Consider the following 13,274-nt stretch of genomic DNA (forward strand, 5'->3'; position numbering starts at 1 on the left):
CATCCATCGACCGATCTGTGCAACAGGGTCATCTGGACCTCCCATAATTTGGCCGGTTCATTAGAAAAGAGTAAATCTTTGTCAAGCGGGTGCTACATCTGCATTAATTTTATTCACTTTACGTCAAAAGGGGTCAAAAATAAGGCATTTTTTATAATTTTTTATGGGAAGTGACCTTTCCCTAGATACCACTTGACAATTTAAATTTTCACTGCAAATTTAATTATAGTCTCAATACTGAGGCCGCTAAATACACTTTATTTACACAGAGCGTTTCGAGCGCCGGCAACAACGCCTCCTCGTGTGACCAGACGGTCGCCGAAGGAGGTTTTTTGCGTTTTGAGGTTAACTTGAGCAAAACCGAGATAAATATTGGTATCATGTTTTCGACCAGTGGCAATTATGCTGCGGTCGGTATGTCGATGTTCGCTGGCGCTCAGCTGGCTATTTCGGAAATTAATGCAGATGTGAGTTTACCTGTTCAACTTACGCCTGTGGTCATTAATCCTGGCGGCGTCGCCTCGGCTTATACGCATGCTGCTCAAACATTGCTCTCCAAGCACAAAGTTACTCATGTCTTTGGTTGCTACACGTCGTCTAGCCGTAAGGACGTGCTGCCAATCTTTGAAAAATACGATGGACTTTTATGGTATCCTTCCCATTACGAAGGCTTTGAGACCAGTGATAATGTCATTTATACAGGTGCAGCCCCTAATCAGCATATTCTGCCGATGGCCCGCCATCTGTTGGATCATCATGGCAGTCGTGGATGGTTTGTGGGTTCAAATTATGTGTGGGCGTGGGAAAACAATCGGATACTGCGAGAAGCGTTGGTCGAGGTAGGTGGAACTGTGATCGGTGAGCGGTATTTTCCCATCGGCGAGCTTAATCTTGACGCGCTGGCACAGCAAATCATCGAAGACAGACCAGATTTTATTTTTAACACGCTTATTGGCAAATCAAGTTACGCCTTTTTAAACTCACTGCGTACAGCAGCTGTGGCGGCTGGGATCGACCAGCCGTCCTCGATGCCCGTGGCCAGTTGCAGCCTATCAGAAGCCGAGCTGCCGTTGATTGGCGCTTCCGCTGCTGGTCACCTGTCATCATCAGTCTATTTCTCGACGATCAACTCACCTGAAAACAATCGCTTTGTGCGCGCATGGAACCGCCAGTTTAGCCATTTGGGTCAGGCCTGTGCGGACGCAGAGGCCACCTACACCGCCGTCCACCTGCTAGCGCATGCCATCTTACGCGGGGGCGATACCAGCTTTTTGACCGTCCATGAGGCAGTTCGCGGGTTGCAGTTTCACGCGCCTCAAGGCCTTGTGACAGTCGATCCGGATAATCTCCATTGTGCGATGCGCCCTTTGATTGGGCGGTCCACCGCAGCGGGCACGTTCGATATAATACACAGCGATTGCGGCCCTGTCCGACCCGACCCCTATCTGGTTTGGAGCAGTTTAGATAACGCACGTGCAGCGCGGAACGGCAGTTTTGTCAGGGCGGTGCAATGAAAAGCTCGATTACACAAAATTTTAGAGGCCTGCGTGCTTCGGTCATCCATCCTGATGACACAAATCGTCAAACGTTGTGCGCTGTGCTGGGCAAGTTGGGACTAGTCGTCAACGCAGTCGAAGCGGTCAACTTTGGTGATTTTCATAACTGTGATGTGGTGTTTGTGGACGCCGACGAAGGGATAGAAGCTTTGCCTCAAACCGAACAATGTGTGTCAGACCTATTGGGGCTTCCATGTATCGCGTTGATTGGGAACGAGGCGCCGAGCCGCCTTGCGCGCGTCGTCCGCCGAGGCTGCGCCAGCCATATTCTTAAGCCGGTCCGTAACACCGGGGTTTATACCGCCCTTTTGCTGGCAATGAACGACCATACCAAAAGACAGAAGGTGGCACGAGAGATAGAAGTTCTGCAGCAGCGACTGGCAGGGCGACGCGTTATCACCCAAGCCATCGTCGGTATCTTGAATAGGCACAATGTCGATGCTGACACTGCCTATGCATGGCTGAGAGCGGAAGCCATGAGCCGCAGGCTAACCATCGACATCGTCGCACAGGAAAGAGTGGCCAATCCAGGGTTTGGAATGGCCCATTCGAGCGGCAAACGACCCGACCTCGATCAACCAAAAGACAATCACAAAAACAGGAGATCAACACAATGACACTCACATCACACGGCACGCGTTTTGCCGCACTTCTTGTCGGAGCCGCCATCAGCGGAATGCCGGCTTTGGCTCAGGATGGACCAATCAGGATCGGGGTATTGGAGGATCAATCGGGTGACTTTGCAGCAGCGACTGCCGTCAAGGTTCACGCCATCGAACTGGCTACAAAGGAAATCAACGACGCTGGCGGCATTTCTGGTCGGCCTATCGAACTGGTCATCTATGACACCCAGTCCGACAACCGTCGCTATCAGGAATTCATGCGTCGCGTCTTGCAGCAGGATGAGGTCGATGTGGTTTTCGCCGGATTTTCGTCTGCGTCGCGAGAGGCGTACCGGCCCATTGCGAACCAATTTGACGGCCTTGTATTTTATAATAACCAGTATGAAGGCGGCGTTTGCGATGACAACATGATCGTGACTGGCGCAGTCCCAGAACAGCAGTTTTCCACGCTTATTCCGTGGATGATGGATGAATTTGGCCCTAACGTCTACACACTGGCCGCCGACTATAATTTTGGTCAGATATCGGCTGAATGGGTGCGCCAGATAGTCGCCGAAAACGGTGGCACTATGGTGGGTGAAGAATTTATACCGCTGGGTGTTTCGCAGTTTTCCCAGACTATTCAAAATATTCAGGAAAGTGACGCAGACTTCGTAGTAACCCTCTTGGTTGGTTCAGCGCAGGCGTCTTATTATGAACAGGCAGCATCGGCTGATGTCGGGCTGCCAATGGCGTCGTCGGTAAATGTTGGACAAGGATATGAGCACAAGCGCTTCAACCCCCCAAGCCTCGCGAACATGTTCGTTACCACTAACTATATCGAAGAAATTGATACTCCTGCGTCTAATGACTTTGTCGAGCGGTTCCGTACTATGTTTCCGGACGAGCCCTATATTAACCAAGAGGCTGCAAATTCCTACATTGCTGTAAATCTGTACAAGCAAATGGTCGAGCGCGCTGGTACAACTGATCACGATGCCATCCGAGCGGTTCTGGGCGAAGGCGACGTCTGCTTTGATGGGCCTTCTGGCAATGTCTGTCTAGATCCCCAAAGCCAGCACATGTCCCACACGATTTATTTGGCCAAAGTCGGGGACGACCACTCGATCACGTTTCCACGGGTATGGGAAAATATTGAACCTTACTGGCTTGGCGACGCGGGTTGCGATTTGACCAAGAACGATCCGAGTGCACAGTACACTCCTTCCAATCCGCCACCTGCTCAGTAATCGGATAACTGGGGTGGATCTTATTGGTCCATCCCAAACCAAAATGCAAATTTCCGGTAAGGGTCAAACTAAGTGGATTTCTTTCATACAATTTTTTCGGTGATGTACCAATTTGGCGATGCTTTCGCTTTTCTAGTAATTTCTTGTGCGGGGCTTGCGGTAATCTTCGGGATGATGGGCATCATCAACCTAGCTCACGGCGAATTTATCATGTGCGGCGCCTATGTCACTTCCGCAGCGGGGCGGGCGGGTTTGCCACTGCCACTGGCTATTCTATGTGGCGCACTTGCCGCGGCAATTGTGGGTATAGTGGTCGAACGGCTGGTGATCCGCCATTTATATCAGCGCCCCTTGGATTCCATCATAGCCACTTGGGGGATAAGCCTAATTGCGACCCAAGGTGTTCTTATCCTTTTGGGGCCCACCATGGCTGGTGTGGGCACGCCCCTGGGTAGCATGGCGTTGGGGGAGAGATCATATTCAATCTATCGTCTTGTCCTTTTTGCAACGTCGATCGGCCTGCTAGGGTCGCTTTATCTTTTATTCTATCGCACGCGATTTGGAGTTATCTCCCGTGCTACGATCCAGAAGCCCGCCATGGCGCGTGCACTAGGTGTGGATACACGCCGTGTCTACGGGCTCACCTTCGGTCTTGGCGCAGGTCTGGCAGGTCTGGCTGGGGGGCTTTATGCGCCGACCATGACAATGGTGCCAACTATGGGGGCGACCTTTATCGTTGAAAGCTTTGTTACAGTTGTTGTTGGTGGAGCTGATATATTTGTCGGAGCAGCCCCGGCGGCCGCGGTCCTTGCGATCATCCGAGCAAGTCTGACGGCATGGTATGGTCATTTGTTTGGCCAGATAGGGTTATTGGTGGCTGTTATCATCGTCATCCGGGTCATGCCCGGCGGCTTGTCAGGCTTTTTGAAGCGGTTCCAGAAATGACCAATGCACCCAATACCCCTGAACAGATATCCCCCTCTTCGCGGAGTACGGTATCCACTTGGCTTGCTCGACTTGAGGGGCCGCAGACAATGGGTCGCGGCCCCTCGTTTTGGGTGGCGATGGCTGCGTTGGTCCTAGCCGCATCGTGCTACCCTGCATTTAGTGATCCCTACACCATTGGCAACGCAGCCTATTTTATGGTTTGGACCTTTATGGCCATGGGGCTGGGAATTGTCTGGGGCTACTGTGGCGTACTTAGCTTTGGGCAAACGGCGTTTTTTGGCCTCGCTGGGTATGCTTATGGTGTTGTCAGCATCAATCTGGGTGCAGCATTCGGTTTGACGTGGCTGGCGCTGGTGTTGTCCGTCACGATCGGAGGTGCGTTTGCACTGTTAATTGGTTATTTTATGTTTTATGGACGGATTAAGGGCGTTTTTATTGGTATCGTCACGCTATCTGTCACCTTGGTCCTTGAAACGTTCATGGCGCAAACAGCCGGTCCAAACTGGCGTATCGGCGACGCGCGTCTGAACGGATTCAATGGCATGTCAGGCATGCCTCCCCTGACTGTACCTTGGCCGGGTGGGGATATCGTTCTTTATTCAGGAACAGCACTTTATTTTGTGCTGCTGGTAATGGTTGTCGTCTGCTATCTTGGGCTACGGATGTTGCTAAACGCTCCTTTTGGAAACGTGCTGGTTGCGATTCGTGAAAACCCTGAACGAGCAGAGATGTTGGGGTATGATATCCGGCTGTATCAGACATTGGCTTTTGGACTTGGTGGTGCGTTGGCAGCATTATCTGGTACGCTCTACACAGCATGGGGGCAATATATCACCCCGTCTAGCATGGGGTTAACTGCGGCGGCATTACCCATCGTCTGGGTGGCTGTTGGTGGGAGGCGCGACATTACTGCAACCTTGCTGGGCTCGATCCTTGTAATCGCAGGATTTCAAACATTAACAATCTACGGCAGCCAATACGCCCTGATCGTCATGGGTGCACTGCTGGTTTTTACCGTTCTAGTGACACCAGACGGTCTAATCTCCACTGCAATGCATTGGATTGGTAGCACATTGCGGAGGACAAAACGATGACCCGCATCCTTGAGGTTAGCAAACTCAACAAAAGCTTCGGTGGTGTTCATGTGGCCCGTGACATCGACTTTGCGCTGGACGCCGGCGCAATGCATTGCTTGATCGGGCCCAACGGCGCGGGGAAGTCATCTTTCTTCCGCCTTTTGTTGGGCGAGCATGCTCCAGACAGCGGTCAAATCATGTTCAACGGTGAGGATATTACCAAACTACGTTCGTTCCAGCGCATTCGCCGTGGGATAAGCGTAAAGTTTCAAGTCCCTGGCATCTTCAAAGCGCTCAGCGTTCGTCAGAACCTCGAAATTGCATTCCAGCATCACCTGCATGGAACCAGCCTTAGCCAGACGGTGGCGCATGTCTTGGATTTCACGAGCCTTACTCGTGAGGTATCGACAGCAGCGGGCGTGTTGTCGCATGGCCAACAGCAATGGCTGGAAATCGGTATGGCCGTGGGGGTCGAGCCGTCACTGCTTTTGCTAGACGAGCCTACAGCTGGAATGTCGCCAGACGAAACGCAGAAAACTGGCGAAATGCTTCATGAGCTGAACAGTCGTGGTATCACCATCCTAGCAGTTGAACATGATATGGCCTTTGTTCAGCAGATAGCGAACGGCGTCACTGTGCTGCACATGGGCGCGATTTTTGCCAAGGGCAGTATCGCTGAAATTACTGAAAATTCTGGAGTACAGGAAATTTACCTAGGGTCAGCTGATGAATAGTGGTGCACTTTTGGAAACGCGGGGTTTGTTTGGCGGCTACGGTGGCGAACAGGTCTTACAGGGCGTGGACCTGTTCCTAAACCCTGGCGAGATCGTCGCTGTCATTGGGCGCAATGGCGTTGGCAAAAGTACGCTCATGCGTACATTGACTGGACTTCTACGTCCAAGTGCCGGGACCATCCGCTTCGCGGGCAGCGATGTGACATCTGACACAGCAGACAAACGTGCCTTGCGAGGGTTTGGGTACATTCCTCAGGGCCGAGAGGTGTTTCCCGAACTTAGCGTGCGCGAAAACCTATTGGTTGGCGAAGTTGCGGGCAAAGGGCGTAATGCTCCAGATTACGACATGATCTATCGCTTCTTTCCCATTCTGAAAGAACGCGCTCGTCAGCGTGCTGGGACGTTGTCGGGTGGCCAGCAGCAGCAGCTTGCCATTGCACGGGCAATGATCGGTCAGCCATCGCTGATGCTGCTGGATGAGCCGTCTGAAGGTATCCAGCCCTCAATCATCAAGGACATTTCGCGCAATGTACGCGAGATGAACGCACAGACTGGTGTGGCAGTTTTGCTGGTTGAGCAGAACCTTGATCTGATCGTCTCTATGGCGCAGCGTGGCTATGTCATGGAGAAGGGACGCTTGATAGCGCAACTTGGCCCTGACGAGATTAAATCTCGTTCGGAGGTGCGACGTTATCTGACAATATAAATACTAACAGAGACAATGAAATCGGAGTGAGAACTTGAGCTGGACAGACCGATCGATCATGGCACGCAAGGGCGTGGCCAAAGGCAAGGCGGGCGACCGCCATACAATAACCATCGCCGATCAGGGGGCATTTCACTATGTCTATGGACCCTATGTGGATCCAGTACTGAAAGTCACCCCTGGTGCGGTTGTTACGGTCGAAACCCATGATGCGTTTGAAGGGAAAATTACTTCTGAAAGTGATAAACCTTCTGAGATTCTGAACTTTCCGTTTCTTAACCCGCAGACGGGACCGATCTATGTGGAAGGTGCCGAAAAAGGTGATGCGCTTGCGGTGCGAATTTTGTCAATTATGCCCCGTGGGCCGCAGCCTGTGGGCACGACCTGTCTGATCCCTGAGTTTGGTGGTCTGGTGGGAACTGGTAGTACTGCGATGCTGAACGCGCCACTACCCGAAAAGGTCAAGAAAATCCGTGTTGATACTGACGGTGTCTATTGGTCCGATACGCTCACGCTGCCTTACGAGCCGTTCATCGGCACGATTGGCACTTCGCCTGAGATTGAGGCAATTTCATCCCTTCAACCGGATTATTACGGTGGTAACATGGACCTGCCTGACGTGGGGCCGGGATCAATAATTTATCTGCCTGTCAATACGACTGGTGCTTACCTTTATCTAGGTGATTGTCATGCAATACAGGGTGATGGTGAACTGTGTGGTGTGGCGCTCGAAATTCCTGCGACCGTTGAAATCCAGATTGACCTGATCAAAGGCCACGGCAACAGCTGGCCGCAGCTTGAAACCGAAGACATGATGATGTTCATCGGATCAGCGCGCCCGCTGGAAGACGCATCGCGCATTGCTTACCGTGAACTAGTGCGCTGGCTAGCGAATGAGACGGGGCAAAGTGAGGCCGACGCCTATATGCTGCTGACGATGTGCGGGAAGGTGCGGCTTGGCAATATGGTAGACCCTAAATACAGCGTCGGTGCGTCGATTGCTAAGCGCTACGTCAAATAAACGATGGAAGGTTATTCATTATGGATTTAAAATTAAGGGGACTAAAGGCCCTGATTACTGGTGGCAGCAAGGGGATTGGCTATCGCTGTGCCGCCGCTCTGGTCGCTGAGGGCGCACAAGTTTCGATTTGCGCGCGCACTGTGGCGGATGTGGATGCAGTTACCGCTGAACTCGGCGTGTACGGCGCTGTGGTAGATGTTTCTAACAAGGATGCACTTGAAAGTTGGGTTGCAGATAGCGCGGTAGCTATGAGCGGAATCGATATCGTTATAGGCAATGTCTCTGCCCTTGCGGTTAGTGACGACGAAGCTGCGTGGGAGGCCGGTTTTAACACCGACATGATGCATTGCGTTCGGCTGGTGAATGCTGCGATGCCGTGGCTGGAGGCTTCAGATGCAGCGTCGATCACACTGGTGTCTTCCGTATCCGGACGAGAGATCGACTTTACCGGTCCCGCCTATGGGGCTTTCAAGGCCGCGTTAGTCCATTATGCGCAAGGCTTGGCCTACAAGTTGGCTCCGCAAGGTATCCGAGCCAACACCGTATCGCCGGGTAACACATATTTTAAAGGAGGTATCTGGGAATCAATTGAGACGGGCAACCCCGAATTGTTTGCGACAGCACTGGCCATGAATCCAATGGGCCGGATGGCCACCCCCGATGAAATCGCAAGGGGAGTCATATTTGTTGCCAGCCCAGCTTCCAGCTTTACCAGTGGTACTAACTTGGTAATCGATGGCGCATTGACCAAGGGCGTCCAGCTTTAGGATCGCCACCAAAGACGGGATAGTAAAGAACATGACAAGCGATTTATCTAAGACAGCAACAACCGTCGCAAACTTGCCAGATTTAGAGGCGCTGACCATAACGATCATCCGCGATGGTTTGGCTGCAGGGGTTTTTACCGCTGAAGATCTGACCCGCGCGTGTCTGGCGCAAATTAATGCCCTAAATGCGCGATACAACGCCATCATCTTCGTGAACGAGGCGGCAATCGATACGGCGCGTGGCATCGACAGGCGGCGCGATGCTGGGGAAAAACTAGGACCGTTGGCAGGCGTACCTGTTGTGATTAAAGATCCGATGGATACGGTTGGTTTCCCAACTACGGCAGGGTGGAAGTTGCTGTATTCAAAGACTGGTGGAGTTGATTTGATGCCTGCTACAGATGCGCCGGTCGTTGCGCGGATGCGGGCGGCTGATGCGGTAATCCTTGGTAAAACAAATGTCCCAGTTCTAAGCCACACTGGAAGCCACGCCAACGACAGCTGGGCTGGGCCGACCATTAACGTAGTGCTTGAAGATCGTGTGCCTGGTGGGTCTAGCGCCGGAACGGCCGCAGCGGTGGCCGCAAACATGTGCGTTGTGGGCCTTGCCGAAGAAACGGGTGGATCGATCCAGAATCCTGCATCTGCACATGGGTTGGTGGGCATCAAGCCCACAATGGGGCTGGTGCCGAACGCCGGCGTGGTACCGCTTTCCAGCAACCGTGACGTAGTTGGGCCGATAGCACGCAATGTGACTGACGCGGCGCTATGCCTTGATGTTCTTGCTGGTTACAGCGGCGAAGACCCAAAGACGCTGGCGAGCGTCGGCAAGGTCCCCAAGGGGGGCTATGCCGCGAATTTGTCGAAGGACTCGTTAAAAGGCAAACGAATTGGCCTCTACGGTCCTGGTTGGCGCGAACAAAATCTATCTGCCGAAACCGCAGCGCTTTACGATCGAGCGCAATCTGAACTGATTGATGCAGGTGCAATACTCATTCCTGATCCCTTCGCGGGAACAGATTTTGCAGCATTACGAGAACCCACATTTCCGCTGCAAAATTTTGATGCGCGAGGTATGGAATCAGTGGCCTATGACCTTGGCGTGTATCTGCGGCGTCTGGGACCGGATGCCGCCTTAAAAAGCTTCGACGACTTCTCTGAAGCTACCCGCGCCGAGGATCCTTTTGGCCCTGGAGGCGTCTTGTCTTTCCTACCAAATATGCCTGACTTTCGCGCTGCAATGGTAGATCCGACACAAGCGCCCGCGCTGCCTCACTTTATAGCTGCCAAGTCGGCTTATCTTGCTATATTCGACGATGTTTTGGACCAACATGAGCTTGATGCTCTGGTGTTCCCGCAGATGCGAGAGGAATTACCTGAACTTCATTCTGGTGAAACGATCCAGGAAACTACGGTGGGCGAACTGAACATAGCTGGGTTGCCCGCCATTACGGTGCCCGCCGGTTACTACGCTTCAGGCGCTCCGTTCGAGATCATTTTCCTTGGTAAACTGTGGTCCGAACCATCACTGATCGCGCTTGCCTTCGCTTATGAACAAGTGACCCTGTATCGTAAGCCTGCAATCCTTGGGTCATTCGCAAAACCCACAGCGACAAAATGAGCATCCTGCAGTAGTTTAACTGGCACTGGTCTTGTCACTGTTTAGTTCCGGTCTCTTTCGAGCAATGTTTGCTATGAAGGAGAGAACGAATGGCAAAGAGATACACAGACGAGTTTCGCAGTGATGCGGTGAGGATTGCCACGACCAGTGGCTTAACGCGGCCTCAGCTTTCCTAAGATTTGGGGGTTGGTCTATCTACGCTGAACAAGTGGGTTCAACAGCATCAACATTACGACCTGATGTCAGGGCCACATGAGGACGTGGAGAAGGAAAACGCGCGCCTTCGCAAAGAAGTTCGTTTGCTCCGCGAGGAGAGGAAACTGCTAAAAAAAGTAGCAATCTTCTTTGCAGGCCAAAGCCGGTGAGATTTGCGTTCATCGAAGCCTGGAAAGAAGAATGGCCAGTTGCGTTTCTTTGCAAAGTTATGCGGGTCACATCACGGGGTTCTCGCGCGTGGCGGGTGCGCCCAATGAGCCAACGTCAACGTGATGATATGGCGATCCTGGCTCATATCCGTGAACAGCACCGCTTAAGCCTAGAAAGCTATGGGCGGCCTCGCATGACTGAAGAGTTGCAGGAATTAGGAGTGAACGTTGGACACCGGCGCGTGGGCCGTTTGATGCGTGATAACGGCATCAAGATCATCAGGACGCAGAAATATAAGGTAACAACTGACAGTAATCACGCGTTCAACATCGCGCCTAATCTGCTTGATCAAGACTTTTCTGCTGATGGGCCAAACCAGAAATGGGCGGGCGATATATCCTATATCTGGACCAGCGAGGGCTGGTTGTATCTCGCTGTAATCCTCGACCTCTATTCTCGGCGGGTCATTGGTTGGGCTGTCAGTAACCGCATGAAACGGGATCTGGCAATCCGCGCGTTGAATAATGCGGTGGCCTTACGCGAGCCACCCAAAGGCTGCATTCATCACACGGATCGTGGCTCGCAATACTGTTCAAATGACTACCAAAAGCTCCTAACAAAGCATGGCTTCGAAGTATCAATGAGCGGCAAAGGGAATTGTTATGACTGTGAGTATGGTATTGCGGCTTGATGGCCTGACCCATGTTACGATTGACTGCGTGTCATTGTATTGACGTGTCGACCGTCAAGTCGCCCCGGCGACGGGTGAGATGTGACCTCATAGGAGCATGACGGGGACGCCCCATCACAGTCCTGTCCCCTCAGAATGTTGCCTAGGCATTCTCAACCTAAGGGGACAACATGAAGATCAAACATCCAATTATCATCGGCATCGATACGCATAAGGCAACACATGTTGCTGTCGCGATTGATACGCAAGGCACCCGCCTAGCAGCACTTTCCATCCCTGCGAACTCAAAGGGATATTTGGAACTGGAACGCTGGTCTTGTGGCCTGGGTCATGTCCAGGCTTTCGGAATCGAAGGGACGGGCTCTTACAGTGCCGGTCTATCGCGCTGTTTGCTTGCACAAGGGCACCATTTTGTTGAGGTTACGAGACCCAATCGCCAGCTGCGCTATACTCAAGGCAAGACCGATAGCCTCGACGCAGAAGGTGCCGCTCGGTCAGTTTTACCTGGACAGGCAAATTCCCGCCCTAAAACCCAAACGGGATCGTCGGAGATGATCAGGCATCTGAAGATAGTCCGTGACACGGCTGTTAAATTACGCTCACAGGCGATGGTGACCCTGAAAACACTGATCATCAATGCACCAGCTGATCTGCGTGAAGTACTGGATCAGATCAAAGGTAAGATCGGATTGATCCGGCATATCGCGGCCTTCAGACCCGGTGATATACTTAACACATTAGCTTCTGCCAAAGCAGCCATGCGAGCTTTGGCACGACGGTGGCTATTGCTACATGAAGAGATTCTGGGTCACGATAAAGAACTGGAGCGACTTGTCATCAAACGCGCACCGGACCTGATGCAATCCCACGGAATTGCGACAATGACAGTCGCAGAGATGCTAATCCTCGTTGGCGATGATCCCGCGCGCATCCGGCCTGAGGCTGCATTTGCCAAACACTGTGGCGTTTGTCCCATCCCTGCATCAAGTGGGAAAACGCACCGTTTCCGTCTCAACAGAGGAGGAAACAGACAAGCCAACGCTGCGCTCTACCGTGTCGTCATCGTCAGGATGCGCAGCCACGAACCGACGCTTGCTTATGTCAAAAAAACGCACGAAAGATGGTAAAAGCAAAAGCGAAATCATTCGATGCCTGAAGCGTTACATCGTCCGGGAGATTTACAGCCAACTCTGCGTGCCACAAACCATCAAAATTGCTGCTTGACGAATATAGGAGCTTCAATTCCATGTTCGAAACATTCTTCAAATCCATCAAGGCGGAGCTGATCTGGCGCAATCGTTGGGAAACAAGACGCCAAGCGGAAGGGGCCATATTCCAGTATATTAATGGGTTCTATAACCTGCGCCGCCGTCATTCATCGCTGGGGGGCAAAAGTCCCTTGGCATTTGAACGAAAGGCTGCATAAATGAGTTGTGAGACCGGAACGTAAGCGGGACAAGACCAAGAAGACTACGTCCGCAATGCGCACTGCAGTCGCAGCGTCTCGACCAACCGATGAGAAGCAGCTCTGGGCGGGCTATTGTTCGCCCCACAAAGGAGTTGCATACATCAATACTGTGTTCGCATGTCTGAAGTTTTTCAACTGATTGGCGAAGGCATAGGCAGCTTTTTCGCCATGTAGAAAATTGTTTCTCAAGCGGTTTGCGACCAGTAGCAACCCCAGCAAAACGGCACATGCGTCCGCATCTTTTTCCAGAAGCGCTGCTTTGACCCTTTGTTGGAAATCGTCGTGAACTCGCAATTGATGGTAAGCATTTGTCGGATGACCTTCGTTGAAGTAGCGATCTGAAAAGTAGATCTTTGCCTGCCGCAAGACGGCTAAATCCAAATTACCATCTAGTCTTTCAACGGCGCGGCAAATCCGTTGGGGAGTTGCGTTGGGTCGCTGACCATTCTGACCGGTCGCTTGAAGTTC

General features: G+C 52.2%; 12 protein-coding genes and 2 pseudogenes. 13 read left to right on the forward strand and 1 reads right to left on the reverse strand.

The window, feature by feature from the left end:
* Positions 1 to 332: 332 nt before the first annotated feature.
* The 13 genes and pseudogenes from OAN307_RS09660 to OAN307_RS09725 all read left to right on the forward strand — a co-directional run.
* The gene (locus tag OAN307_RS09660; RefSeq protein WP_015499584.1) at positions 333 to 1,514 is read left to right on the forward strand and encodes a transporter substrate-binding domain-containing protein; all 1,182 of its coding nucleotides are present in this window, start codon (positions 333 to 335) and stop codon (positions 1,512 to 1,514) included.
* Complete coding sequence (locus OAN307_RS09665) at positions 1,511 to 2,173, forward strand: ANTAR domain-containing response regulator (protein ID WP_015499585.1); 663 nt, start codon at positions 1,511 to 1,513, stop codon at positions 2,171 to 2,173. The genes OAN307_RS09660 and OAN307_RS09665 overlap by 4 nt, the downstream gene beginning before the upstream one ends.
* Positions 2,170 to 3,408, forward strand: a complete 1,239-nt coding sequence (locus tag OAN307_RS09670; RefSeq protein ID WP_015499586.1) for an urea ABC transporter substrate-binding protein — start codon at positions 2,170 to 2,172, stop codon at positions 3,406 to 3,408. The genes OAN307_RS09665 and OAN307_RS09670 overlap by 4 nt, the downstream gene beginning before the upstream one ends.
* Positions 3,409 to 3,480: 72 nt before the next feature.
* A complete protein-coding gene (locus tag OAN307_RS09675) occupies positions 3,481 to 4,353 on the forward strand; it encodes an ABC transporter permease subunit (RefSeq protein ID WP_015499587.1) in 873 nt (290 codons plus the stop codon).
* Between the two features lie 89 nt (positions 4,354 to 4,442).
* A complete protein-coding gene (locus OAN307_RS09680) occupies positions 4,443 to 5,450 on the forward strand; it encodes an ABC transporter permease subunit (protein WP_051067981.1) in 1,008 nt (335 codons plus the stop codon).
* The gene (locus tag OAN307_RS09685) at positions 5,447 to 6,166 is read left to right on the forward strand and encodes an ABC transporter ATP-binding protein (protein WP_015499589.1); all 720 of its coding nucleotides are present in this window, start codon (positions 5,447 to 5,449) and stop codon (positions 6,164 to 6,166) included. Before OAN307_RS09680 ends, OAN307_RS09685 begins: the two co-directional genes overlap by 4 nt.
* Positions 6,159 to 6,872, forward strand: a complete 714-nt coding sequence (locus tag OAN307_RS09690; protein WP_015499590.1) for an ABC transporter ATP-binding protein — start codon at positions 6,159 to 6,161, stop codon at positions 6,870 to 6,872. The genes OAN307_RS09685 and OAN307_RS09690 overlap by 8 nt, the downstream gene beginning before the upstream one ends.
* Before the next feature lie 34 nt (positions 6,873 to 6,906).
* Positions 6,907 to 7,893, forward strand: a complete 987-nt coding sequence (locus tag OAN307_RS09695) for an acetamidase/formamidase family protein (RefSeq protein ID WP_015499591.1) — start codon at positions 6,907 to 6,909, stop codon at positions 7,891 to 7,893.
* Between the two features lie 20 nt (positions 7,894 to 7,913).
* Entirely contained in the window at positions 7,914 to 8,660 is a 747-nt protein-coding gene (locus OAN307_RS09700) for an SDR family NAD(P)-dependent oxidoreductase (protein WP_015499592.1), read from the forward strand.
* A 31-nt stretch (positions 8,661 to 8,691) separates the two neighbouring features.
* On the forward strand, positions 8,692 to 10,281 hold the full coding sequence (locus OAN307_RS09705; RefSeq protein ID WP_015499593.1) for an amidase: 1,590 nt from the start codon (positions 8,692 to 8,694) through the stop codon (positions 10,279 to 10,281).
* Positions 10,282 to 10,370: 89 nt separating this feature from the next.
* Positions 10,371 to 11,314: pseudogene (locus tag OAN307_RS09715) on the forward strand (IS3 family transposase); the annotation flags it as partial.
* A gap of 194 nt (positions 11,315 to 11,508) precedes the next feature.
* Positions 11,509 to 12,465 carry an IS110 family RNA-guided transposase gene (locus tag OAN307_RS09720; RefSeq protein ID WP_015499594.1) on the forward strand — a complete coding sequence of 319 codons (957 nt, stop codon included), beginning with the start codon at positions 11,509 to 11,511 and terminating at the stop codon, positions 12,463 to 12,465.
* Positions 12,466 to 12,578: 113 nt separating this feature from the next.
* Positions 12,579 to 12,764 (forward strand): annotated as a pseudogene (locus OAN307_RS09725) (IS3 family transposase); the annotation flags it as partial.
* Positions 12,765 to 12,875: 111 nt separating this feature from the next.
* Here OAN307_RS09725 and OAN307_RS25200 read toward each other — a convergent pair.
* Positions 12,876 to 13,187 carry a hypothetical protein gene (locus OAN307_RS25200; protein ID WP_015499595.1) on the reverse strand — a complete coding sequence of 104 codons (312 nt, stop codon included), beginning with the start codon at positions 13,185 to 13,187 and terminating at the stop codon, positions 12,876 to 12,878.
* Between the last annotated feature and the right edge of the window lie 87 nt (positions 13,188 to 13,274).

Source organism: Octadecabacter antarcticus 307 (genome assembly GCF_000155675.2).
GTDB lineage: Bacteria > Pseudomonadota > Alphaproteobacteria > Rhodobacterales > Rhodobacteraceae > Octadecabacter > Octadecabacter antarcticus.

Coding starts and splice junctions, on each gene's coding strand:
- OAN307_RS09665 (WP_015499585.1), top strand. CDS start 1,511: ATGAAAAGCTCGATTACACAAAATTTTAGAGGCCTGCGTGCTTCGGTC.
- OAN307_RS09670 (WP_015499586.1), top strand. CDS start 2,170: ATGACACTCACATCACACGGCACGCGTTTTGCCGCACTTCTTGTCGGA.
- OAN307_RS09680 (WP_051067981.1), top strand. CDS start 4,443: ATGGGTCGCGGCCCCTCGTTTTGGGTGGCGATGGCTGCGTTGGTCCTA.
- OAN307_RS09685 (WP_015499589.1), top strand. CDS start 5,447: ATGACCCGCATCCTTGAGGTTAGCAAACTCAACAAAAGCTTCGGTGGT.
- OAN307_RS09690 (WP_015499590.1), top strand. CDS start 6,159: ATGAATAGTGGTGCACTTTTGGAAACGCGGGGTTTGTTTGGCGGCTAC.
- OAN307_RS09700 (WP_015499592.1), top strand. CDS start 7,914: ATGGATTTAAAATTAAGGGGACTAAAGGCCCTGATTACTGGTGGCAGC.
- OAN307_RS09705 (WP_015499593.1), top strand. CDS start 8,692: ATGACAAGCGATTTATCTAAGACAGCAACAACCGTCGCAAACTTGCCA.
- OAN307_RS09720 (WP_015499594.1), top strand. CDS start 11,509: ATGAAGATCAAACATCCAATTATCATCGGCATCGATACGCATAAGGCA.